Raw genomic sequence first — 23536 nt, 5'->3', positions numbered from 1 at the left:
CAGAAGGACCAGAGACATGACGTGCAAATTATCGCTCGCAACTCTCCAGGAGGCGGCTGCAAAGGCGGCCATTCCTGCTTACGACCGGAAGTCGCTTTCGGCGGGCATCGTGCATTTCGGTGTCGGCAATTTCCATCGCGCCCATCAGGCAATCTATCTCGATGACCTTTTCAATACCGGCGAAGCCCATGACTGGGCGATCATCGGCGCCGGCGTCCTGCCATCGGATGCGGCCATGCGCGAGAAGCTGGCTGCCCAGGATTTTCTGACCACCGTCGTCGAGCAGGACAACAATCGCACGGCCGCGCGCGTCACCTCGCCCATGGTCGATATCCTGCCGGTCGGCGATGCCAAGGCCATCATCGCCAAGCTCGCCGACCCGACGATCCGCATCGTCTCTATGACGATCACCGAGGGCGGCTACTTCATTGATGCCTCCGGCAAGTTCAATCCCGCCCATCCGGCGATCGTCGCCGACGGGCAGAGCCCGGATGCGCCGAAGACGGTGTTCGGCCTGATCGTCGCTGGTCTCAAGGCACGCCGCGCTGCCGGCCTGCAGCCTTTCACCGTCATGTCCTGCGACAACATTCCCCATAATGGCGGCGTCACCAAAGCCGCCGTCGTCGGTACGGCGCGGCTTTCGGATCCGGCCTTTGCCGACTGGATTGCCGCCAACGTCGCTTTCCCGAACGGCATGGTCGACCGCATCACGCCGGCAACGAGCGCGCGCGAGATCGATCTTTTGAAAGAGGCCTTCGATATCGAGGACAACTGGCCGGTCTATTGCGAAGAGTTCAAGCAATGGGTGCTGGAAGACAATTTCCCGGCAGGCCGTCCGCCGCTGGAAAAGGTCGGCGTGACCTTCGTGCCCGATGTCACTCCCTACGAGCACATGAAGATCCGCATCCTCAATGGCGGCCATGCGGCGATCGCTTATCCCGCGGCATTGATGGATATCCATTTCGTCCACGAAGCCATGAAAGAGCCGCTGATCCGCGCTTTCCTCGCCAAGCTCGAAAACGACGAGATCATCCCCGTCATTCCGCCCGTGCCGAATACGGTGCTTGCCGATTACTTCAAGCTGATCGAACATCGCTTCGCCAATCCGAAGATCGCCGACACCATTCCGCGCCTGGCGCAGGACGGCTCCAACCGCCAGCCGAAATTCATCCTGCCGTCGACGGCGGACCGTCTTCGCCGTGGCGAGGACATTATCGGCCTCGCTCTGGTTTCGGCGCTCTGGTGCCGCTACTTCGCCGGCAAGAGCGACAGCGGTAAGGACATCGTCTTCAACGATGCCAGTGCCGACCGGCTGCATGAGGCAGCACTCAAGGCGAAGGACGATCCGAATGCCTTCCTCGTCTTCGACGACATCTTCGGCGAAGTTGCCAAATCGGATCTTTTCCGCAAGCGCTTCGCGCATGCACTGAAAACGCTGTGGGAAAAGGGTACCCGCGTCACCCTGCAGCTATACTTGGACAACAAACTCGCGGAATAATTTTCGAACGGCCGGACTTCTCCTGTTCCGGCCGTTTTCCATTGCTGCGCGGGTCAATCTGGCGGCGGGACAACAACAGAATTCGGGTTGGATCTGTGATGACGGGTGCGGGAAAAGGGCTCGTAATCTTCGACTGTGATGGTGTGCTTGTGGATAGCGAGCCTCTGTCGGTCAGCGTGCTTATTCAGGCGATGCACGATGTCGGCGTCGAGATGAGCGAAGAGGATGTCTACAGCCGCTTTCTCGGCAAGAGCCTTGCGACGCTCGTCGATACGATGCAGACGGAGTTCGATGTCTTCATCGACCAGGCATTTCTCGATCGCATCCGCAACGATCTCTACGAGCGCTTCAAGCATGAATTGAAGCCGATCGACGGCATTGCAGCGACGCTGGATGTGCTCAAGCTTCCGCGCTGCGTCGCCTCGTCGAGCCAGCTGGAGCGCATCCGCCTTTCGCTCGGCGTGACTGGCCTTCTCGATAAACTGGAGCCGAATATCTTCAGCGCCAGCATGGTCAAACGCGGCAAGCCCGCGCCGGATCTCTTTCTCTATGCGGCCGAAAAGATGGGCGTGCCGCCGAAGGATTGCATCGTCGTGGAGGACAGCCCGGCGGGCATTACTGCGGCGCGCGCGGCCGGCATGACGGTCTTCGCCTTCACCGGTGGTTCGCATGCGCATTCACCGAGTTACCGGGCGGAGCTGGAGCAGCTTTCGCCGGAAGTCGTGTTTGACGCGATGCCGGAATTGATACAACTTGTCCGCAACATGAGATAAGTGGTCGGGACCTCTTTTGCATGCGTGATCACGTGGTTGCGGTCGATATCGGCACAGGCAGCGCACGCGCCGGTGTCTTCACGGCGAGCGGCTCACTGCTGGGCAAAAGCGAACATCCGATCCTGATGAACCGCCCGCGTGAAAACCACGCCGAGCATGATTCCGAAGACATCTGGACTGCCGTCTGCACCGCCGTTCGCGTGGCAATGAAGGTATCCGGCGTCGATGCATCCGTCATCGGCGCGATCGGCTTCGATGCCACCTGTTCGCTCGTCGTGCGCGATCGCGACGGCGGGCAGCTCACCGTTTCCACCGGCGGCGAGAAGAGGTTCGACACCATCGTCTGGCTCGATCATCGGGCATTGGCCGAAGCGGATTACTGCACGGCGACGCGCCATGCTGTTCTCGAATATTCCGGGGACTTCATGTCGCCGGAAATGGAAATGCCGAAGCTGATGTGGTTGAAAGAGAACCTGCCGGAAAGCTGGGCCGAGGCCGGTTATTTCTTCGATCTTGCCGATTTCATGACCTGGAAGGCAACCGGTTCGCTTGCGCGGTCGCGCTCGACACTGGTGGCGAAATGGAACTACCTCGCGCATCGCGAACCGGGCTGGCAGGCCGATTTTCTCAATGTGATCGGCCTTGGCGATCTGCGGGAGCGCGGCGGCTTGCCTGAGGAGAGCGTCGCCGTCGGCAGGAGCATCGGCACGCTGACGGCGGAAGCGGCCGAGGCCTTGGGGCTGGATCGCAACTGCCATGTCGGTGCGGGCATGATCGATGCCTACGCGGGCGCGCTCGGGGCGCTTGCCGCCCATGCCGGCGATGCCGACATGCTGGAGCATCAACTGGCGCTGATTGCCGGAACCTCGAGTTGCGTCGTCTCTTTCGCCCGCGAGCGCAAGCGCAGCACTGGCATGTGGGGGCCTTATTACGAGGCCGTCTTCCCGGGCATGTGGCTTGCCGAGGCCGGGCAGTCGGCCACGGGTGCGCTGCTCGATCATATCGTCAGCATGCATGCGGCCGGCGGCCCACCGACGGCGGCGCTGCACGACCGGATCGTCCGACGGATCGCGGAGCTCAGGCTTGCAGAGGGTGATACCCTTGGCGGGCGCATCCATGTGCTGCCCGATTTTCACGGCAATCGCTCGCCGCTTGCCGATCCGCATGCCTTGGGCGTCATCAGCGGCATGACGCTGGATGCGTCCTTCGATGGCCTTTGCCGGCTATACTGGCGCACCAGCGTCGGCATTGCGCTCGGCATCCGCCATATCCTGGAGCGCATGCGGGATTACGGCTACGTGCCCGACACGCTGCATGTCGCAGGCGGCCATGTGAAGAATTCCGTGCTGATGGAACTCTATTCCGACGTGACCGGCTGCAAGGTCGTAATCCCGAAGATGAACGAGACGGTACTGCTCGGCACTGCAATTGCCGCCTCCGTCTCCTGCGGTCTCCATGAAAGCCTGGGCGCAGCCGGTGCCGCGATGTACCCGGGGGGTCATGAACGGCTGCCGAATGCCGGAAAGAAAGAGCTCTACGATCGCGACTACCGGCGCTTCCTCGCCATGTATCGCCATCGCGCGGAGCTGGATGCCATGGAGTAGGCGATTTAGCGCAGCGGCGCCTGCGCGAACATGCCTTGAAGTTCTTCTATGCGGCGCGTCCTCATTTCCGCCGCTTCACCCGCCGCGTGAGCGGCTGAAATCGCCAGATATTCCAGCAGTGCCATTATGGCCGAAAGGTTTTCGCGGCTGTTGGCGCGTTGCGGTGGCAGGGACAGTGTGAAGTTTGCGAATTCATGCGCCCATTCCGTGAATTGGCCGGTTACCAGCAATACCTTGCAGCCCGCGCGACGAGCCGAGCGCGCCAGAAGACGCGATGCGACGAAGCTCGGGGAGTCGATGACAACGAGCAGCCCATCTTCGGATGGCTCGCCGAACAGCTCGATATAGCTGCCATTGGCGCCGTCGAGGAAGAGGACCTGGTCGCGGGCAAAGGTCAGGCGGTCGCGGAAATAGCGGCCGATCCCCGCCAGACTGGGGTGGGAGGTGATGAAGACATTTCCGGAGGAGAGAATTGTCGCGACTGCGTCGTGCCATTGCGGCTGGCCGGCGAGATTGTAGATATGCTGCAGCATCTCGACTTGTTCGGCAATCTGGGTCGCAAGCGGCCGGCCTTCGCTTGCGTCCTTTTGAAGCTGTTCGAGAATATTGGGCAATTGCGACGTGAGGCTGGGCGCATTTTCCTTGAGATGCACCTTTATCCCATCCAGACCGTGATAGCCGAGCGACCGCAGGAACCGTCCTACCGTCATCGGACTCAATTCCAGCCTGTCGGCAACGGAGGAAGCCGTCTCGAATGGTAGTTCATTCAGATGCTCGGAGAAATACTTAGCAATTCTTCGTTCGGCCGGAGTGCCGATCTTTATATATTGTCTAAGTTTCTGACTAAGGTCTTCCAAGTTTCGCGCCTCTTTGATGGTCTTTTCGATGTTCTAACGCGCCAATTTCTATGTCAATTGGCCATTCAATTTTAATCGGGCCGCCGATCTTGTTGCGGTTGTTGTTCTTAATGTGGCGTACAGAATATATTAGTGCAAACTGTATTACAATAATTCAAATTTTTAATTGACACATTCATATATCTGCACGGGATATTGATATCGATGCAACTGCTTCTTAAGTGTCCGATTACCACCAAAAGAGGTAGACCGAATGATTGGCCTTGCTGCCCGCCGCTCCTTTGAAAATCTCTTTGCGCCGGAGACGCGCAAGGTTTTCTGGAAGGTTCTGGGCCTCACATTGCTGGCACTTCTCGTGCTCTGGTTCGTCCTGCGAGGCGCCTTCAATTCCTTTGTATTGCCCTGGCTGCAAGGCTTCATGCCGTCCACCTCGGATTGGACGGGTTGGCTTACGCTCTTCCTTGCCGTCTTCGCCGGCATCGCATTGGCGTTGGCGATGGCGCTGCTGATTTCGCCGGTCACGGCCCTGATCGCCGGGCTCTTTCTCGATGATGTCGCCGAAGTTGTAGAAAAACGCGACTATCCCGACGATGCGCCGGGAACGGCGATGCCGATCGCCGCGGCAATGAAGAGCTCTGTGCGGTTTCTCGGCGTCGTCATCGTCGGCAATATTGTGGCGTTGTTCCTGCTGTTCATTCCTGGCGTCAATCTCGTCGCCTTTTTTCTGGTGAACGGCTATCTGCTGGGTCGGGAATTCTTCGAATTCGCAGCCATGCGCTTCCGCTCACCGGATGACGCCCGACAGTTCCGGGTCAAGCACGCCTTCACGGTCTTTCTTGCCGGATTGGTCATTGCGGCTTTTCTGGCGATCCCAATTCTCAATCTGCTGACGCCGCTCTTTGCTGCAGGCATGATGGTGCATCTGCACAAGCTGATCTCGCACAGGGAAGCGAACCTGAGTCTTCGATAGTTTCAGCCTGAGACTTCCGCCCCGATGATCTGCGCCGGCAATTCGACCAAGGGAGCGGGGATGTCCCAGGTCTTTTCCGGCGAGCGACAGAGGTCGGCAATCACGCAGCGTTCGCATTCGGGCTTGCGCGCCTTGCAGCAGTAGCGCCCATGCAGGATCAGCCAGTGATGCGCGTGATAGAGATATTGATCGGGGATGATCTGCATCAGCCGCTGCTCGACTTCATCAGGCGTCTTGCCGGGGGCGAGCAGCAGCCGGTTGGCGATGCGGAAGATGTGCGTGTCGACGGCCATCGTCGCCTGGCCGAAGGCCATGGAGAGCACGACATTCGCGGTCTTTCGGCCGACGCCGGGCAGGGTTATCAACTCCTCGCGCGTCCGCGGTACCTCGCCGCCGAAATCGGTAATCAGCTTTTCCGATAGCGCCACGACATTCTTCGCCTTGTTGCGATAAAGGCCGATCGTCTTGATATATTCGCGAATGCGCTCCTCGCCGAGATCGAGCATTTTCTGTGGGGTATCGGCGACGGCGAAGAGGGCGCGCGTCGCCTTGTTGACGCCAGCATCGGTCGCCTGGGCCGATAGCGCCACGGCGACAACGAGCGTGAAGGGGTTGACGTGCTCCAGCTCACCCTTCGGTTCCGGCCGCTGAATGGAGAAGCGCTGGAAGATCTCTTCCAGGTCTGCCTTGGAATAGAGGCTCTTGGCCGCCGGCTTGCGGCCTGCGGTCGCATTTGACTTTTTCGCGGTTTGGGCGCTGGATTTGATCTTTGGATTTGCCATAAACGACCTATACTCAAGTCCTATGACGGAACGCAACGCCGATACGGCTGCAGACGGCAACAGGCCGGTTTTTGCCGCCGAATTGTTTCCCCATCGCTCGCTGCCGCGAAAGGGGTTCAAGATCATGCTGGCCCTGGCCGGCACTTTCTGCCTCTTCTACAGCATTATCTTCGTCACGCGCGGCGCCTGGCCGATCGGCATCTTCTTCGGTGCCGATTTCTTCCTGCTCTATGGTGCCTTCTGGCTGAATTATCGTTCCGGGCGCGTGCGCGAGGAGGTGACGGTGTCGCGAACCAATGTCTCTATCCGCAAATTCTCGCCGACGGGCCGGATGGTGGAGCACGACTTCAATCCGTTCTGGACGCGGTTCCTGGTTCGCCGCCACAGCGAGATCGGTGTCGTCTCCATGCATGTCCGCGACAGAAGCCATGACACCGATGTCGGATCGTTCCTCAATCCGGAGGATCGCGAGAGCTTTGCCAAGGCATTCAAGCGGGCGTTGGCGACCGTGACGCAGCGGATATGAGAGGCTCGCACAAGTCGGCGACATCACATTTTCGCAGAGAGACCATATGCGCAAGAAACGGGTGGTTTTAGCCTTCTTGCCGTGGTTTTCTCCTTTCCAAGGAGAAAGATTATGAATGCGATTGCACAGCTGAAGAAAGACATCACCCCGGAAGGTCAGGATTACGAGACCGTGCGCGAGGTCATCGAGCTCATTACCGAGGAATATCGCGACCAGCCGTCGTTGGAGATGCTTGCCGACCGGCTCGGCCAGTCGCCGACGCAGCTGCAGAAGACGTTTACGCGCTGGGCCGGTCTGTCGCCGAAGGCGTTCCTTCAGGCCGTCACGCTCGATCATGCCAAGCGGCTGCTGCGCAAGGAGGATCTGCCACTCCTGGAGACCTCCTTCGAGGTCGGTCTTTCCGGCCCGAGCCGGCTGCACGATCTGTTCGTGACGCACGAGGCGATGTCTCCCGGTGAATGGAAGGCGAGGGGCAGCGGTCTGGTGATGCGCTATGCGTTCCACATCTCGCCCTTCGGTCTCGCCCTGATCATGGTCACGGATCGTGGTCTTGCGGGTCTTGCCTTCAGCGATTCCGGCAATGAAAAGGCGTGCTTCGCGGATATGACCTGCCGGTGGCCGAATGCCGAGTTCATCGAGGATCCGCATGCGACGGCGCCTTACGCGGCCCGCATCTTTGAGCGCTCGAATTGGACGAGCGACCAGCCGTTGCGGGTGGTGTTGATCGGCTCGGATTTCCAGCTTCGTGTCTGGGAGAGCCTCTTGAAGATCCCGATGGGCCGTGCGGTGACTTATTCCGACATCGCCAGAGATATCGGCCAGCCGACAGCGATGCGGGCAGTCGGCGCAGCGGTCGGCCGTAACCCGATCTCCTTCGTCGTGCCCTGCCACCGGGCGCTTGGGAAGAATGGTCAGCTCACGGGCTATCACTGGGGTCTGACGCGCAAGCGGGCCATGCTGGGATGGGAATCGGGGGATACTTGAGGGATTGCGCAGTTTGCGCACGCTTGAAAAGCTACTCGGCTAATCACCCGCCCTCGTGGTTCGAGGCTTCGGTCCTGCGGACCTCCGCGCCTCACCATGAGGTCTGATCATTTGCGCCTGGCCGACAACTCTCTCCGCCTCATGGTGAGGTGCCCTGACGTCGAAGCCGCAGCGTAGACGGCAGGGCCTCGAACCACGAGGCGGCCCCTCAGTCAGACCGGCAGGTCCATATTTCAAGCCGCCTTCGCCATAGCCATCTGCAGCAGGGCCTTGGCAGCACTTTCATCCGTGATCAAAGTATTGCAGCCGATGCGCTTGATGGTGGCGCTGATCGCCTGCGCGCGGTGGGCGCCGCCGGAAGAGATCACGATGTGCTTTGCTTTCTTCAGCGTATCGAGATCGACGGACATCACCCGCTTGTTGATCGGGTGATCGACGGAATTGCCGTCGGCGTCGAGGAAGTTGAACATGGTGTCGCAGACGCAGCCCATTTCGATCAACTCTTCCAACTCGCGCTTCGAGATGAAGCCTTCGGACAGTGAGGTCGATTGCGGGCCGATATCGCCGCAGCTGACGATGGCGAGATCGAGGTTTTCCGCCAGCCTGTAGATGGCCTCCAGCCCGCATTTTTCGATGAGATTGCGCTTGGTCTCGACGGAATCGACTAAGAGCGGCGCCAGGAACATGTAGCATTCGGCGCCGAGCTGGCTCGCAAGGCGCCACGTATAGTCGATCGGGTTGGTTTGATGCACGGCGACGATGCCGCCGAGCAGGGAGACCACCTTGCAATTGTCGCGGCGGGTCGGGCGGAAGCTTGCGAGCGAAGCGGTCATCGTCCGGCCCCAGCCGACGCCGATGGTATAGTTGTCAGGGATGGCCTCAGTCAGGAACTGGCCGAGCGCCAGGCCGACGCTCTTTGCCTGCGCATTTACATTGCCGCCGGCCGGCTCGGGAACGACGATCGCTTCATCGAGCCCATAGGTGCGCTCGAGCTTGATCGCCAGCTCGACGCAGTCGTCGATACCTTCGGTGATCCAGATCTGCACTTCGGCGCGGCGCATTGCCTCATCCAGCAGGCGGATGACCGTGGTGCGGCTGATGCCGAGCTGCTCTGCAACGTCCTTCTGCGTCAGGCCCTGGTTGTAATAGAGCCAGGCGGCGCGAAGCCTCAGGGACGAGGTCTCCGAATAGGCGGTATGGGTTCCGCGTCTCAGTTTGGCCACAGGTCCTCCGGCAGGATTGTCGCATGCGCCGTTTAACGTCATGATCCACCATGGATGCGAGATACAATGATAGCGGATGACAGGAGCAGGCGAGATCGGCTCTTCTGCTACCGATATTCTATGACATGAAACTTATGTCAATCGAATTGCACAAATGTCCTTGACTTTTCGATGCGAGATTGCTGATAGTCGGTGCTGAGGAATTCGGTCCTGTCCAATCGAGGAGGACAATGTGCGAGTGCTGCTACGAGCAAGTGCCAGGCCGGACAGGGAGCCATATAGGGCGCCCGGTGCCGGTGAAAAGCTTGTTTGCGGAAGGTTGTCTCCTCGTTGCTCGGCCGTTCACCGGAAATGGAACTCTAGCGCTTTTTTTCCCGTTACCGAAACATAGGAGAAGGAAGGCTGCACGGCTGACGCCTTCGGCCCCGCCCGACGAAAAGACCCGATCTGCTGTCCGCCATCTCCCATCCCAATGGGCCTCATTCAACAAGGATACCTGTTATGACTTCCAAGCTTGATCAACTCCGCGCCATGACGACGGTCGTGGCCGATACCGGCGATATCGAGGCAGTCGCTCGCCTGAAGCCGGTGGATTGCACCACCAACCCGACCATCGTCTTGAAGGCGCTCGGCACGCCGATGTTCGCCGATGCGATCAAGGAAGCTGTCGCCTGGGGCAAGAAGCAGGGCGGCGCCTCTGAAGCTGTCGTTTCGGCGGTGGCCGACCGTCTGGCCATCTCGGTCGGCGCAGCGCTTTCCGGCCTCGTACCCGGCCGTGTCTCGACCGAAGTCGACGCCGATCTCTCCTTCAACACCGAAGCTTCGCTTGCCAAGGCTCGCGGCATCATCGCCGCCTACAAGGAGCGCGGCATCGAGCGCGACCGCATCCTGATCAAGCTTGCCTCCACCTGGGAAGGCATCCGTGCGGCCGAAGTGCTGCAGAAGGAAGGCATCGACTGCAATCTGACGCTGCTCTTCAGCAAGGCCCAGGCGATTGCCTGCGCCGATGCCAAGGCATTCCTGATTTCGCCCTTCGTCGGCCGTATCCTTGACTGGTACAAGAAGTCGACCGGCAAGGACTACACCGCTGAAGAAGATCCGGGCGTCATCTCGGTGCGCGACATCTACCACTACTACAAGGCCAACGACATCAAGACGATCGTCATGGGCGCCTCATTCCGCAACACCGGCGAAATCGAAGCGCTGGCCGGTTGCGACCGCCTGACCATCAGCCCGAACCTGCTCGACGAACTTGCCAAGGATGAAGGCAAGCTGGAGCGCAAGCTCTCGCCGGAGCCCAAGGGTTCCGTCGAAAAGATCGCCGTCGACGAAAAGACCTTCCGCTGGATGATGAACGAAGACGCAATGGCCACCGAGAAGCTCTCCGAAGGCATCCGCGCCTTCGCCAAGGACCTCGGCACGCTGCGCGCCATGGTCAGCAAGGAGCTGCAGCTCGCTGCAGCCTGATGAGATCGCGTCTCTCTTCGGGAGAAGGTTGTTTGAGAAGGGCGCCGCAGGGATGCGGCGCCCTTTTGGGTTTTGGAAACGAGTGGAGTTTTGCGTTCGCCGCGCCTATGGCACCCCCCTCTGTCCCTTTCGGGACATCTCCCCCACAAGGGGGGAGATCGTTGGGGCGCATCGCTAGCTTCACAAAATGAGGCCCTATCGCTCAACGGATATGATGCCGATTGTTTTGCGACAACAGCGCTGCGGGTTACCAATCTCCCCCCTTGTGGGGGAGATGTCACGAAGTGACAGAGGGGGGTATCTCGGGCGTAATGCTAGGATGAAAAATCCTATCGAAGAAACTCCGCCCTGACCTTATCCGACTGCCCACCAATCGTCGGCGCCGCCAGGCTATTCTTGGCACGGATGCCATTGACACGTATCGGGCTGGCCGTCGTTCGTACCGAGGCACCGTCATCGCGTGTCACCGTCTGCAGCATGTCGAGCTGGCGGAAGGCGGCGCTCTGCAGCAGTTTCGGCCAGTCGAGCACTTCCGCCGCCCAGATGTCGGCGGGTTCCAATAGGGCGAGCCATTGCTGCGCCGTCTTTTCCCGCAGTCGGCTCGCGATCATGGTCTTGATCTCGTCACGGCGCTGGAAGGCATCATCCGGCGTGAAGTCGGCAAGGGCAGGCAGGTCGAGCAGCGGTGCGAGTTTTGTGAGCGGCATCATCGCGATTGCCAGCCAGCCATCGGCGCAGCGATAAACGCCGTAGGGAGCGGCAAGATAGGCATGGGCATTGCGCACGGCGGATTTCTGCGGCAGGCGGCCGCCGTCGTTGAGGTGCGTTGTCAGCACTTCGAACTGGAAATCGACCATCGCTTCCAGCAGGCTTGTTTCCACATGCACGCCGCGTCCGGTCACGCCGCGCCGCACGAGGCCGGCGAGGATCGCCTGTACGAGGAGGTTGCCGGCCAGCATGTCGGCGACGGCAAGCCCGAAGGGCACGGGACCGTCATCGGCCTCGCCGTTCAGCCACATGACGCCGGAGCGGGCCTGGGCCAGCAAATCCTGTCCGGGGAAGTGGCGCCATTCGTTGTCGGGACCGTATCCGGTGATGCTGCCATAGACGATACGGGGATTGATCGCCGCAACAGAGGCGTAGTCGAGGCCAAGCCGCTCGATGACACCGGGGCGAAAATTCTGGATGATAACGTCGGCCTTGGCGATCAGGGCGCGCAGCTCCTGAAGGTCGTTCTCGTCCTTCATATTGACGGCAAAGCTTTCCTTGCCGCGGTTGATGGCATGAAAGAGCGTGGAATCGCCGCCGATTTCCGTGTCGCTGAGATAAAGCCGGCGGCAGAGATCGCCGCCGTCGGGCCGCTCGATCTTGATGACACGTGCGCCGAGATCGCCGAGCCGCAGGGCGGCCATGGGGCCGGCAAGAAACTGGCTCATATCCAGCACGATAATGCCGGAGAGCAGGCCTTCTTCATTATTCTGGGTCATGTCAGACTTTCAGCGGCGGCGCATCCGCAGGCCGGCCGTTTCTGTAGCGCACGGTCTGGATATGCTCGCAATAGAGCACCAGCTCGCCTTCGCCCTTGAAGACCTCGTAAGACGAGCGGATCAGGCCGAGCTCGGCATATTTCGGCTGCTTGTCCAGATTGGTGCGGATGGTGTAGATCGTCTCGCCGATGAAGGTGGGCTTGATGAAGCGCAGCTTGTCATAGCCATAGGAAAAGGCGTTGACGCAGTTCGTGGCGACGAGCCCGAGGCCCGCGGAAAAGACGAAGGCGCCGGCAACGAGCCGCTTGCCGAACAGGCCCTCGGTTTCGGCAAAGATCTGATCGCTGACATAAGGGTGCATATCGAGCACTAGCGCATTGAACTGCTGGGACTCGCCCTCCGAGATCGTCCGTCGCAGCGAGCGGATCTTGTGGCCGATCTCGAAATCCTCGTAGAACCAGTTTTCCGCGTTCCAGACGGGGATCTCGGCGTGGTCAGCCGGCATGGTCTTCGGATGGGTGCTGAATACGCCGACGGTGGCGGTCATGGCATTGTCTTTCGGTGGAAAGGCGCCTCGTCTCAGAGAGACCAGAGGCGCTTGGCATTCAGATGGTAGAGCCGATTGCGTTCGCCATCGCTTACGCCTTGCATCAGGGCATGGGTGGCGGCGACCCAGGTAGAGAGATTGCCGCCGAGCGTGCAGACCGGCCAATCGCTGCCCCAGATGACACGATCCCAACCAAAACTCGTGATGCAATGTTCGACGAAGGGACGCAGTGTTTCCGGCCTCCAGCTGTCCGGATCGGCATAGGCGACGACACCGGAGATCTTCACAGTGACGTTCGGCCGTTTGGCGACCTTCTTGATCTCCGCCGACCAGCTTTCGCTCAGGCCATCCTTCACGGCCGGCACGCCGCAATGGTCGAGGATGAAGCGGACATTCGGATTGAGGTCGACGAGCGCGATTGCCTTGGATATCTGGTGCGGCAGGACGCAGAGATCGAAGGTAAGGCGAGTATCCGCGAGCCGCTTCACGTTCTCGCGAAACAGAGCGCCCTCGGAGACATTATCCGGCACGACATGCAGCACCCGGCGGAAGCCTTTGACGAAGGGGTCTGCGAGCGCGCGGTCGAGATAGGCGGGGAAGTCCGCGCCTTCAGGGCGGCAGGCCGCGATGGCACCTCTCAGCAGGTTGCCGGGCTCGCGGCTCAAGCCTTTGACGTAATCAGTTTCCCTTTCGATATCGCTCTCGGCAACATCGACCTCCATGTGAAGAGTGTCGGTGATCCCAAGCCGCCTGGCTTCGCGCGCATAGTCTTCGTAAAGGCTGTCGCGATTAAGCGCGCCGGCATCAGCCAGCCAGGGATAGGCCAGCCGTTTCCGGTCGACGATGTGCAGATGGCTGTCGAAAAGCATGGCGTTCCTCCCATACCTGCTTGCTCAATATATACTCACATAAGAATAGTTTATTCAAATAAAAATTATAACTCGGCTCTGTCGACCGTGCCGGCCACGGTTTCGGAGATCTGCTTTGCCGCCTCCCGCACATATTCGACCACCTGTTCGCGCGTCGGCGCCTTCGAGTTTACGGGCTCGATGTAGGGACAAGTCAGCGCCGCCAGTGCATTGCCATCCATCGCCAGGACAGGCGCGGAAATATTGTGTACGCCGCTCGTCTGCAGGCTGCTCATGGTCTCGAAGCCCTTTTCGCGGATCGCCGCGAGCTTTTCCTCGAGATCGGCCGGCGGCTCCTCCGCATCCTGCTCCTGGCGCCTTTGCTCGTTGATCATCATCTGGCGCTGCTTCTCGTCCTTGAAGGCCAGGAGAATGTGGCCGGAGCCGGTGTTGTAGAGATTGATCTGGGCGCCGACGCGAATGGAGATGCCCCAATAGGTCGGCGAATCCTGTTGGGCGATGACGACAACCGAGCCGCGGTCGTAGATCGCCAGATGGCAGGCCTGCTCGGCGCGGTTGGAGAATTCGCGCATCAGCGGCGTTGCGAAGGAGACGAGGCGGCGAACCGGCGCGTGATAATGTGCAAGGCCGAAGAGCTTCAGCGTCAGGTAGAAGCGATCGCCATCCTGTCGCTGCACATAGCCGCGCCGCACCAGGCGATCGAGCATGCGGTAGAATTCGTTGGGGCTCTTGTTGAGCGCCTTGGCGATTTCGGCCTGTGTCAGGCCGCCGTCGATCGTCGCCAGCAGCTCCAATATGTCGAGACCCTTGTCAAGCGCCGGCGCGCGGTAGCGATCACTGTCGTCTTCTATGCTCATCAACAAGTCCCCCATGTGAAGAAACATGAATCGCCATTCATATATGAATGAAGGCATTTTACAAGCGCGCGATCACGGCTTGACGGCCAATGAATAAGATGTTTACTTATAAATCATTGATCCATATTTGGGTCGAGAGGGCAATCGGACAAGAGGTCCGAGCTTAAGGGAGGAAGTTCGATGAGGAATTGGAAGGCCGGTCTCGTTGCCGGCACGATGGCATTGCTTGCCGGTACCGCGGTTTTCGCCGCCGATCTGCCTGGCAAATTTCCGGGTGTGACGATCGACGCAAAGCTGATTGGCGGCCAGCAGTACGAGCCGCTTTATGCGCGTATTGCCGAGTGGGAGAAGGAGACAGGCGCCAAGGTCAATATTCTCTCCAAGAAGAACCACTTCGAGCTCGACAAAGAAATCAAGTCGGACATGGCCTCAGGCAGTATTTCCTGGTGCGTCGGCTCGAACCATTCGTCCTTCGCGCCGCAATATCCCGACCTTTACACCGACCTCGGCAAGCTGTTGCCCAAGGAGGAAATCGGCCAGTTTGTCGATTCCACAATTCAGGCCTCGACCATCGACGGCCGGCTGATCATGCTGCCGCGCGCCCAGTTCGACGTTTCGGCGCTCTACTATCAGAAGAGCCTCTATAGCGACGAAGCCAAGAAGACGGCTTTCAAGGCGAAGTACGGCTATGATCTGGCGCCGCCGAAGACCTGGAAGGAGGTCTCCGACCAGGCGATCTTCTTCTCGAACCCGCCGAATTTCTTCGGCACGCAGTTCCCCGGCAAGGAAGAGGCCATCAACGGCCGCTTCTATGAAATGCTGGTCGCGGAAGGCGGCGAATATCTCGACAAGGATGGCAAGCCTGCCTTCAACTCCGAGGCTGGCGTGCGTGCGCTCGATTGGTTCGTCAACATGTACAAGGCCAAGGCCGTTCCGGCCGGCACGACCAACTATCTGTGGGACGATCTCGGTGCCGGCTTTGCCTCAGGCTCGATCGCGCTCGATCTCGACTGGCCGGGCTGGGCGACCTATTTCAACGACCCGAAGTCGTCGAAGATCGCCGGCAATGTCGGCGTCGTCGTGCAGCCTGTGGGCTCCTCCGGCAAGCACACCGGCTGGTCCGGCCATCACGGTTTCTCGGTCACCGAAGCCTGCGCCCACAAGGACGCGGCCGCTTCGCTCGTCTGGTTCCTGACGAACGACGATTCACAGAAGCTCGAGGCTGCCAACGGCACGCTGCCGACCCGCAAGGCCGTATGGGACTGGGATATCCAGCAGACTGCTTCCGATCCCTACAAGAAGGAAGTGCTGAGCACGTTCCAGGAATCGATGAAATACGCTTTCCCGGTTCCGCGCACGCCGCAATGGATCGAGATTTCCAACGTCGTCTATCCTGAGCTTCAGGCCGCCATTCTCGGCGACAAGAGCTCCAAGGAAGCACTCGATGCTGCTGCCCAGAAGGCAACCGACGTCCTGAAGGATGCCGGCGCGCTTTAAGCGATGCAATCGAAGCCCCGCGCTTCCAGGAGCGCGGGGCTTTCGCGAATTTACTTCGAGAACCGCTTGATCGGCACCGCGAACCGCCATCTGCGCTGCCGGTTCCGTGCCGGGTCTCGTCCCAAGCAATCCATTCCACGCAGTCCGGGCCACGCTGCCGAGGAATGCCGACAGGTGCAAACCATGTTCAAAAAGATATCTCCGCCGGTCCTGCTTCTTCTGCCGGCGATCATTGTCCTCGTGGCCGTGGTTCTGTTTCCGCTGCTTCTGTCCTTCTATTCCAGCTTCACGCCATTTCGCCTGACGCGGCCAGCGACGCTCTTCACCTTCATCGGTCTGCGCAATTACATCCGCATCCTGACCGATCCGGTGTTCCTGGCCGCCTTCATTCGCACCGTCGTGTTGCTGACGATCGCGCTTAATCTGGAAATGCTGCTCGGCCTGGGGCTGGCGCTGCTGGTCAACAAGGCGACCCATGGCAAGCGCGTGCTGCGCACGCTGATGATGTTCCCGATGATGTTTTCGCCTGTCCTCGTCGGTTTCCAGTTCAAGTTCATGTTCAACGACAATGTCGGCATCATCAACAATGCCCTGCAATCCCTCGGCATTACGGAAACCGCCATTCCCTGGCTGATCGACGGCAATCTGGCGCTGTTTTCCATCGTGATCGCCGAAGTCTGGTCGTCGACCTCGGTCTTCGCGATCCTCATTCTTGCCGGCCTGCTCGCCATGCCGCAGGAGCCGGTCGAGGCCGCCAAAGTCGATGGCTGCACCAGCTGGCAGACTTTCCGCTATGTCACCTGGCCGTTCCTGATGCCCTTTGCCTTCATCGCCATGACGATCCGTTCGCTCGACGTCGCTCGCGCCTACGACATCGTCAAGATCATGACGGATGGCGGCCCGGCGCGGCGCACGGAGCTTATCTGGACGCTGGTCGGACGCACCGCCTATGCCGATGCGCAGATGGGTCTTGCCAACGCCATGGCCTATGTCTCGATCATTCTTTCGATCGCCTTCACAGTCTATTTCTTCCGTAAGCTGGCGCTTGCCCGCACCCAGATCGGAGCGGAGTGGTAATCATGGATCGCAACGCTCAACAACGCCTGCATCGCCGCCTGTGGAACATCGCCTATCTCATCGGCCTTTTCCTCGCGATGCTCATCATTTGCCTGCCGGGCTTCTGGATCATCATCAGCTCACTGCGCCCAACCGTGGAAATCATGGCGAAGCCGGCGGTCTGGATCCCGCAGGAGCTGTCGCTGGAGGCCTATCGCGCCATGTTCAGCGGCGTCGGGCAGGGCGGCATTCCGGTCTGGGATTATTTCCGCAACTCGCTCATCATCTCCATCACCTCGACGGCGATTGCGCTCGTCATCGGCATGTCCGGCGGCTATGCCTTCGCTCGCTTCCGTTTCGCGGGTAAATCGGCTGTGTTCCTCGGGCTGATGCTGACGCGCTCCGTGCCCGGCGTGGCGCTCTCGCTGCCGCTTTTCATGGTCTATGCGCGGCTCGGCATTATCGACACGCATTTCGGCCTGATCCTTACCTATGTCGCGCTCAACGTGCCCTTCACCATTTGGTTGATCGACGGCTTCTTCCGGCAGGTGCCAAAGGATCTCGCCGAAGCCGCGCAGATCGACGGCTGCACGCGCTGGCAGGCCTTCTGGCAGGTGGAATTCCCGCTTGCCGGCCCCGGCATCGCATCCGCCGGCATCTTCGCTTTCCTTACCTGCTGGAATGAATATGCCTTGGCCTCGCAGCTGACACGCTCCGTCGATTCCAAGACGCTGCCCGTGGGCTTGCTCGACTATACGGCCGAATTCACAATCGACTGGCGCGGTATGTGTGCGCTTGCGGTCGTGATGATCATTCCGGCGCTCGCTCTCACTTTCATCATTCAGAAGCATCTGGTGTCGGGTCTGACATTCGGTGCGGTCAAAGGTTGATCTTAATGGCTCAGGTTTCCCTCAAAAAACTCGTCAAGCGCTACGGCGCTCTGGAAATCGTCCACGGCATCGATCTCGACATCGCGGACAAGGAGTTCATCGCGCTCGTCGGCCCGTCCGGCTGCGGCAAGTCGACGACGCTGCGCATGATCGCCGGCCTGGAAGACGTCTCCGACGGCATGATCGAGATCGGCAATACCGTGGTCAACGACCTGCCGCCGCGCGATCGCAATATCTCCATGGTGTTCCAGTCCTATGCGCTCTATCCGCATATGACCGTACGCGAGAACATGGGCTTTTCGCTGAAGATCGCCAAGCAGCCGCAGGCCGAGATCGACAGGCGCGTCAACGAAGCCGCTGCTATCCTCAGCCTCGAAGCCCTGATGGATCGTCGCCCGGCGCAGCTTTCCGGCGGTCAGCGTCAGCGCGTTGCCATGGGCCGGGCCATCGTGCGTCAGCCGGAAGTCTTCCTCTTCGACGAGCCGCTGTCGAACCTCGACGCCAAGCTGCGCACACAGATGCGCACCGAGATCAAGAAGCTGCATGCCAAGGTGCAGTCGACGGTTGTTTACGTCACGCACGACCAGGTCGAAGCCATGACGTTGGCCGACCGCATCGTCATCATGCGTGACGGCCATATCGAGCAGGTCGGCACGCCGGATGAAGTGTTCAAGCGGCCCGCCACACGCTTTGTCGCCGGCTTCATCGGCTCGCCGCCGATGAACATCGAGGAGGCGACGCTGAAGGGCGGAGAGCTCACCTTCAAGAATGGCGACCGTCTACCGCTGCCGAGCCAGTTTGCAGGTAAGGTCAGGGAAGGCGAGAAGGTCGCTTTCGGTCTCAGGCCCGACGATATCTTCCCGACGGGTCACGGCCTGCACTCGGGCATGGAATCCGCCGTCCACGAGCTGACACTGCCCGTCGCCATCACCGAGCCGCTCGGCAATGAAACGCTCGTCTTCGTCGAATTTGCCGGACGTGAATGGGTGACGCGCATGCTCAATCCGCGCGCATTGAAGAGCGGCGAACGGCTGAAGATGAGCTTCGATCTCAGCCAGGCACACCTCTTCTCCACCGAAACCGGCAAGAGCCTGGCAATCTGAGGAGCCGGACCATGTCACGCATCGAGAAAATTGAACTGCGGATGGTCGACCTGCCGCCGAAGGTGAAGCGGACGGATGCGATCCAAAGCTTCGTCAGCCAGGAAACGCCGATCGTCACCATCACCGATAGCGATGGCGCCGTCGGCACCGGCTACAGCTATACGATCGGTACCGGCGGCTCCTCCGTCATGCGGTTGCTCTCCGACCATCTGGTGCCGCTTTTGATCGGTGAAGATGCCGATTGCATCGAGGCGATCTGGCACAAGATGGAGTTTGCGACCCACGCCACGACCATCGGCCCCATCACGGCGCTGGCGCTTGCGGCCGTCGATACTGCGCTTTGGGATTTGCGGGCCAAAAAGCAGAACCTGCCGCTCTGGAAGCTTGCCGGCGGCGCCAAGGATCGTTGCCCGCTCTACACGACCGAGGGTGGCTGGCTGCATATCGAGAAGGAAGCCCTGGTCGAGGACGCCCTGCAGGCGAAGGCCAAGGGCTTTTCCGGCTCGAAGGTGAAGATCGGCAAGCCGCATGGCTCGGAAGATTACGATCGATTGGCCGCGATGCGGCTGGCGCTCGGTTCCGGCTTCGAGATCATGACGGATTGCAATCAGGGCTTAACCGTCGATGAGGCGATCCGTCGCGCGGCGCGCCTGAAGGAGCTGGACCTTGCCTGGATCGAGGAGCCGCTGCCTGCCGACGATCTCGACGGCCACATCCGGCTGACCCGATCGACGCCGACGCCGATCGCGGTTGGCGAATCCATGTATTCGATCCGGCATTTCCGTGAGTATATGCAGAAAGGCGCCTGCTCGATCGTGCAGGTGGATGTTGCCCGCATTGGCGGCATCACGCCTTGGCTGAAGGTGGCGCATGCTGCCGAGGCCTTCGATATTCCGGTCTGCCCGCACTTCCTGATGGAGCTGCATGTCAGCCTCACCTGCGCCGTGCCGAACGGCAAATATGTTGAATACATTCCACAGCTCGACGACCTCACGACGAAGGGCATGGAGATCGTGGACGGCAAGGCATTGGCGCCTTCCGAGCCCGGTATCGGCATCGCCTGGGATTGGGAAGCCGTGGAGGCGCGCTCGATCGGCGAATTCACCCGGGAAATCCATGGCTGAGGAGGAACGTGCCATGCAACGGATGGGTATGGTGATCGGCCTGGAGCCGGCCAAGGTCGCGGAATACAAGGCGCTTCATGCGGCCGTCTGGCCCGAGATCCTGGCGCTGATCTCCGAATGCAACATCACTAACTATTCGATCTTCTTGAAGGAGCCGGAAAACCTGCTCTTCGGTTACTGGGAATATATCGGAACCGATTTCGAGGCCGACATGCGCAAGATGGCCGCAAGCCCGAAAAACCAGGAATGGTGGTCCGTTTGTATCCCGTGTCAGAAGCCATTCGAGACCCGCAAGGAGGGCGAGTGGTGGGCCATGATGGAGGAGGTTTTTCATCATGAATGACCTGCAAGATAAGCCCCTCACCCTAACCCTCTCCCCGCAGGCGGGGAAAGGGGACGATCTTCCTTGGCGGAGCCTTTCGAGCCTCGCAAAGGTGAGAGGCGACGGAGAGTGCGCCCATCCCCTTCTCCCCGTCAAAACGGGGAGAAGGTGGCCGATAGGCCGGATGAGGGGCAGCTCTCGGAACGCGCGGGCGGGGGTGATGCTTGAGATGCACATCACTGCCTTCGGTGTGCGAGGAGAGATCACCCCACCCCGGACCTTTGGTCCGACCCTCCGCCTCAATGGGAGGGTGAGATGACCTTCGATCCCAAATCCCTGCGCCAATGGTGGCCGAATCCGTCAAAGCCGCGTCCGATCGTAATCTTCGGAGCCGGCAGCATCGTCGGTGACGCGCATCTACCGGCGTACAAGCAAGGCGGCTTTCCGGTTGCGGGTCTTTACGATCCGAACGCCGAGAAAGCAGCGGCGCTCGCCGCACAATGGGGCATCAGAGCCTTTACATCCGAGGCCGAAGCGCTTGCCGTCGAAGGCGCCATTTTCGATCTGGCGACGCCGCCGGCGGCGCATGCCACGATCCTGTCGAAATTGCCGCGGGGTTCCCACGCGCTGATCCAGAAGCCGATGGGCAGCGATCTTAATGGCGCGTCCGACATTCTGCGGGTCTGCCGCGAGCGTGACATCAAGGCGGCGGTCAATTTCCAGCTCCGCTTCGCGCCAATGATGCTGGCGCTCTACGATGCCGTGAACAAGGGCTATCTCGGCGAGGTCGTCGATTTTGATGCCTGGCTGGCGCTCGCCACACCCTGGGGGCTGTGGCCGTTCCTGAAAGGCCTGCCGCGGATCGAGATCGCCATGCACTCGATCCACTATCTCGATTTCATTCGTGGCCTGCTCGGCAATCCTCGAGGCGTTCACGCCAAGACCATCGGCCATCCCAACCACGACGTCGCGCAAACGCGGACGGCGGCGATCCTCGATTATGGCGACAAGGTCCGCTGTGTGCTCTCGGTCAATCACGACCATGATTTCGGCCGCAAGTTCCAGGCCTGCGAGTTTCGCATCGCCGGCACCAAGGGTGCGGCCTATGTGAAATTGGGCGTCAATCTCGACTATCCGCGCGGCGAACCGGACGAGTTGTGGATTCGTCCCGAGGATGGCAGCGATTGGGTCGAGGTGAAGCTCGATGGTGCCTGGTTCCCGGATGCCTTCGTCAACCGCATGGCCAACCTGCAGCGCTTCGCATCCGGCGAGGATCAGGAGCTGATCGGCTCCGTCGAGGATGCCTGGCAGACCATGGCCCTTGTCGAGGCCGCCTATCAATCGAGCGCCGCGCCGGCGACGCCGATCGCAGAACTTCCAAAGGCTTGATGAATGACAGAGCAAACCATCTATTTCGAAGACTACGAACTCGGTCATGTCAGGGTGACCACCGGACGGACGATCACCGAGACCGATTTCGTTGTCCATGCCGGCCATACCGGCGATTTCTTCCCGCATCACATGGACGCGGAATTCGCCAAGACCTTGCCCGGCGGTCAGCGCATTGCGCATGGCACGATGATCTTTGCGATCGGCGTCGGGCTTACGGCCTCGCTCATCAATCCCGTCGCTTTTTCCTATGGTTACGATCGGCTCCGCTTCGTCCGCCCGGTACATATCGGCGATACGATCCGCACCCGCGTCACCATTTCGGCGAAAGAGGATGATCCGAAGCGACCGACCTCCGGCCGCGTGGTCGAGCGTTGCGAAGTGCTGAACCAGCGCGACGAAGTCGTACTCGCGGCCGATCACATCCTAATCGTCGAGCGCAAGCCGGCTGCGGAGAAGGCGTGATGGTGAAGCTCCCCATGATCAAGCTTAGGGGTATGACCTGGTCGCATCCGCGCGGCTACGATCCGATGATCGCCTGCTCGAAGCAATGGCGGGAACAGACTGGTGTCGAGATCAGCTGGGAAAAGCGGTCGCTGCAGGATTTTGAGACCTTTCCGGTCGAAGAGCTTGCCGCGCAATACGATCTCATCGTCATCGATCATCCGCATGTCGGCCAGATTACGCGTGAAGACTGCCTGTTGCCGCTCGATGATGCCGCTCATGTGCAGGAAATCGCAGCGATCGCAGCCGGCACGGTCGGGCGCTCCTATCCGAGCTACAATTGGCAGGGCCGCCAATGGGCCTTTCCGCTCGATGCGGCGACGCAGGTGCAGGCCTACCGTCCGGATCGACTGAGCGCGCCCGTCAAGGACCTTGCCGAGTTCGTCGCGCTCGCCAATGAGGGCAGGGCGATCCTGCCGATGCGGCCGCCGCATTCGTTGATGACCTTCATCTCGCTGGCGGCGCATCTCGGCACGCCCTGCAGCGTCGAAGGTCCGGATTTCATCGCGAAGGCCGATGGCGAAGCGGTGCTCGACTGGATGGCGCGGCTTGTCTCGCGGATGGATATCAGCTGCTACGAAATGGATCCGATTGCCGTGTTCGACCTGATGGCGCAGGCGGACAGTCCCTATGTGGTGTCACCGTTCATCTATGGCTACGTGAATTATTCCTTTGCCGGATTCAGGCCGGCGCGGATCGCCTTTGCCGATATGCCCGTCATCGACGGCCGCCCGCCGAACGGCTCGGCGCTCGGTGGCACAGGCATTGCCGTCTCGGCACGCACGCAGGCGCCGGAAGAGGCGAAAGCCTTTGCGCGCTGGATCGCCGGCGGGCCGGTGCAGGCGGGTATTTATGCGAGCGGCAATGGTCAGCCGGGTCACGCAGACGCCTGGGTCAGCGATGCGGTCAATACGCCGGCGCTCGATTTCTATCGCAACACGCGCGCGACGCTGGAGGGTGCCTATGTGCGGCCGCGGCATGACGGCTACATGGCATTTCAAAGCGACGCATCCGAGGTGATTAGCGATGGACTGCGAACGGCCACGCGGCATACAGTCCTCATCGACAAGCTGAACCGCCGCTTCGCACAGTCCTTCGAGGCTTCGGAGAGGCTTGGCTAACCGATTGTTATTGCATGATCTTATCCGAGTTTCCGGCTATGCAATCGGCCGGATGGATGGGATCATAGTCCCGAGGAAAGGATCAG

At 60.3% G+C, this 23536-nt stretch carries 23 protein-coding genes; 16 read left to right on the top strand and 7 right to left on the bottom strand.

Features of this window, described 5'->3' with window-relative positions:
- The first annotated feature begins 16 nt into the window (after positions 1–16).
- The 3 genes from GA0061100_RS06015 (at position 17) to GA0061100_RS06005 (ending at position 3875) form a co-directional block, all read left to right on the top strand.
- Positions 17–1498: a mannitol dehydrogenase family protein gene (locus tag GA0061100_RS06015; protein ID WP_075851743.1), complete on the top strand. Its 1482-nt coding sequence runs from the start codon at positions 17–19 to the stop codon at positions 1496–1498.
- Positions 1499–1596: 98 nt separating this feature from the next.
- A complete protein-coding gene (locus GA0061100_RS06010; RefSeq protein WP_075851742.1) occupies positions 1597–2271 on the top strand; it encodes an HAD family hydrolase in 675 nt (224 codons plus the stop codon).
- 20 nt (positions 2272–2291) lie between these two features.
- Positions 2292–3875: an FGGY-family carbohydrate kinase gene (locus GA0061100_RS06005; RefSeq protein WP_075851741.1), complete on the top strand. Its 1584-nt coding sequence runs from the start codon at positions 2292–2294 to the stop codon at positions 3873–3875.
- A gap of 5 nt (positions 3876–3880) precedes the next feature.
- On the opposite strand, the gene GA0061100_RS06000 is transcribed toward GA0061100_RS06005, so the two are convergent.
- Entirely contained in the window at positions 3881–4732 is an 852-nt protein-coding gene (locus GA0061100_RS06000) for a MurR/RpiR family transcriptional regulator (protein WP_075851740.1), read from the bottom strand.
- A 253-nt stretch (positions 4733–4985) separates the two neighbouring features.
- On the opposite strand from GA0061100_RS06000, the gene GA0061100_RS05995 reads away from it, so the two are divergent.
- On the top strand, positions 4986–5702 hold the full coding sequence (locus GA0061100_RS05995; RefSeq protein ID WP_075851739.1) for a sulfate transporter family protein: 717 nt from the start codon (positions 4986–4988) through the stop codon (positions 5700–5702).
- Positions 5703–5704: 2 nt separating this feature from the next.
- On the opposite strand, the gene nth is transcribed toward GA0061100_RS05995, so the two are convergent.
- Positions 5705–6484 (bottom strand): endonuclease III, encoded by a 780-nt coding sequence (gene nth, locus GA0061100_RS05990; RefSeq protein WP_208621516.1) that lies wholly within the window; start codon positions 6482–6484, stop codon positions 5705–5707.
- Between the two features lie 22 nt (positions 6485–6506).
- On the opposite strand from nth, the gene GA0061100_RS05985 reads away from it, so the two are divergent.
- On the top strand, positions 6507–7010 hold the full coding sequence (locus tag GA0061100_RS05985) for a DUF2244 domain-containing protein (RefSeq protein WP_075851926.1): 504 nt from the start codon (positions 6507–6509) through the stop codon (positions 7008–7010).
- Positions 7011–7121: 111 nt separating this feature from the next.
- Positions 7122–7994, top strand: a complete 873-nt coding sequence (locus tag GA0061100_RS05980; protein ID WP_075851738.1) for a methylated-DNA--[protein]-cysteine S-methyltransferase — start codon at positions 7122–7124, stop codon at positions 7992–7994.
- Between the two features lie 233 nt (positions 7995–8227).
- On the opposite strand, the gene GA0061100_RS05975 is transcribed toward GA0061100_RS05980, so the two are convergent.
- A complete protein-coding gene (locus tag GA0061100_RS05975; RefSeq protein WP_075851737.1) occupies positions 8228–9217 on the bottom strand; it encodes a sugar-binding transcriptional regulator in 990 nt (329 codons plus the stop codon).
- A 501-nt stretch (positions 9218–9718) separates the two neighbouring features.
- Here GA0061100_RS05975 and tal point away from each other — a divergent pair.
- The gene (tal, locus tag GA0061100_RS05970; protein WP_075851736.1) at positions 9719–10684 is read left to right on the top strand and encodes a transaldolase; all 966 of its coding nucleotides are present in this window, start codon (positions 9719–9721) and stop codon (positions 10682–10684) included.
- A gap of 329 nt (positions 10685–11013) precedes the next feature.
- Here the strand turns inward: tal and GA0061100_RS05965 are convergent, their stop codons facing one another.
- The 4 genes from GA0061100_RS05965 to GA0061100_RS05950 all read right to left on the bottom strand — a co-directional run bounded on the left by GA0061100_RS05965 (position 11014) and on the right by GA0061100_RS05950 (position 14444).
- On the bottom strand, positions 11014–12171 hold the full coding sequence (locus GA0061100_RS05965) for a CaiB/BaiF CoA transferase family protein (protein ID WP_075851735.1): 1158 nt from the start codon (positions 12169–12171) through the stop codon (positions 11014–11016).
- A gap of 1 nt (position 12172) precedes the next feature.
- On the bottom strand, positions 12173–12718 hold the full coding sequence (locus tag GA0061100_RS05960) for a MaoC family dehydratase (RefSeq protein ID WP_075851734.1): 546 nt from the start codon (positions 12716–12718) through the stop codon (positions 12173–12175).
- Positions 12719–12750: 32 nt separating this feature from the next.
- On the bottom strand, positions 12751–13587 hold the full coding sequence (locus GA0061100_RS05955; RefSeq protein ID WP_075851733.1) for an amidohydrolase family protein: 837 nt from the start codon (positions 13585–13587) through the stop codon (positions 12751–12753).
- A gap of 65 nt (positions 13588–13652) precedes the next feature.
- Complete coding sequence (locus GA0061100_RS05950; RefSeq protein WP_075851732.1) at positions 13653–14444, bottom strand: IclR family transcriptional regulator; 792 nt, start codon at positions 14442–14444, stop codon at positions 13653–13655.
- A gap of 180 nt (positions 14445–14624) precedes the next feature.
- Between GA0061100_RS05950 and GA0061100_RS05945 the strand changes: the two genes are divergently transcribed.
- The 9 genes from GA0061100_RS05945 (at position 14625) to GA0061100_RS05900 (ending at position 23450) form a co-directional block, all read left to right on the top strand.
- Positions 14625–15941, top strand: coding sequence for a type 2 periplasmic-binding domain-containing protein (locus GA0061100_RS05945; RefSeq protein ID WP_075851731.1), 1317 nt, complete (start codon positions 14625–14627; stop codon positions 15939–15941).
- Between the two features lie 183 nt (positions 15942–16124).
- On the top strand, positions 16125–17018 hold the full coding sequence (locus tag GA0061100_RS05940; protein ID WP_075851730.1) for a carbohydrate ABC transporter permease: 894 nt from the start codon (positions 16125–16127) through the stop codon (positions 17016–17018).
- A 2-nt stretch (positions 17019–17020) separates the two neighbouring features.
- Positions 17021–17887: a carbohydrate ABC transporter permease gene (locus GA0061100_RS05935; protein WP_075851729.1), complete on the top strand. Its 867-nt coding sequence runs from the start codon at positions 17021–17023 to the stop codon at positions 17885–17887.
- 5 nt (positions 17888–17892) lie between these two features.
- Positions 17893–18990, top strand: a complete 1098-nt coding sequence (locus tag GA0061100_RS05930; RefSeq protein ID WP_075851728.1) for an ABC transporter ATP-binding protein — start codon at positions 17893–17895, stop codon at positions 18988–18990.
- Positions 18991–19001: 11 nt separating this feature from the next.
- A complete protein-coding gene (locus tag GA0061100_RS05925) occupies positions 19002–20114 on the top strand; it encodes a mandelate racemase/muconate lactonizing enzyme family protein (protein ID WP_075851727.1) in 1113 nt (370 codons plus the stop codon).
- Positions 20115–20127: 13 nt separating this feature from the next.
- Entirely contained in the window at positions 20128–20457 is a 330-nt protein-coding gene (locus tag GA0061100_RS05920; RefSeq protein WP_075851924.1) for an L-rhamnose mutarotase, read from the top strand.
- 294 nt (positions 20458–20751) lie between these two features.
- Entirely contained in the window at positions 20752–21825 is a 1074-nt protein-coding gene (locus GA0061100_RS05910; protein WP_075851725.1) for a Gfo/Idh/MocA family protein, read from the top strand.
- 3 nt (positions 21826–21828) lie between these two features.
- A complete protein-coding gene (locus GA0061100_RS05905) occupies positions 21829–22290 on the top strand; it encodes a MaoC/PaaZ C-terminal domain-containing protein (RefSeq protein WP_075851724.1) in 462 nt (153 codons plus the stop codon).
- Positions 22290–23450: an extracellular solute-binding protein gene (locus GA0061100_RS05900; RefSeq protein ID WP_167459811.1), complete on the top strand. Its 1161-nt coding sequence runs from the start codon at positions 22290–22292 to the stop codon at positions 23448–23450. Before GA0061100_RS05905 ends, GA0061100_RS05900 begins: the two co-directional genes overlap by 1 nt.
- Positions 23451–23536 lie beyond the last annotated feature (86 nt).

The organism is Martinezella hainanensis, assembly GCF_900094555.1.
GTDB classification, from domain to species: Bacteria; Pseudomonadota; Alphaproteobacteria; order Rhizobiales; family Rhizobiaceae; genus Rhizobium; species Rhizobium hainanense.
The sequence above is the reverse complement of the archived record's forward strand: the minus strand, read 5'-3'. Positions and strand labels throughout refer to the sequence as shown.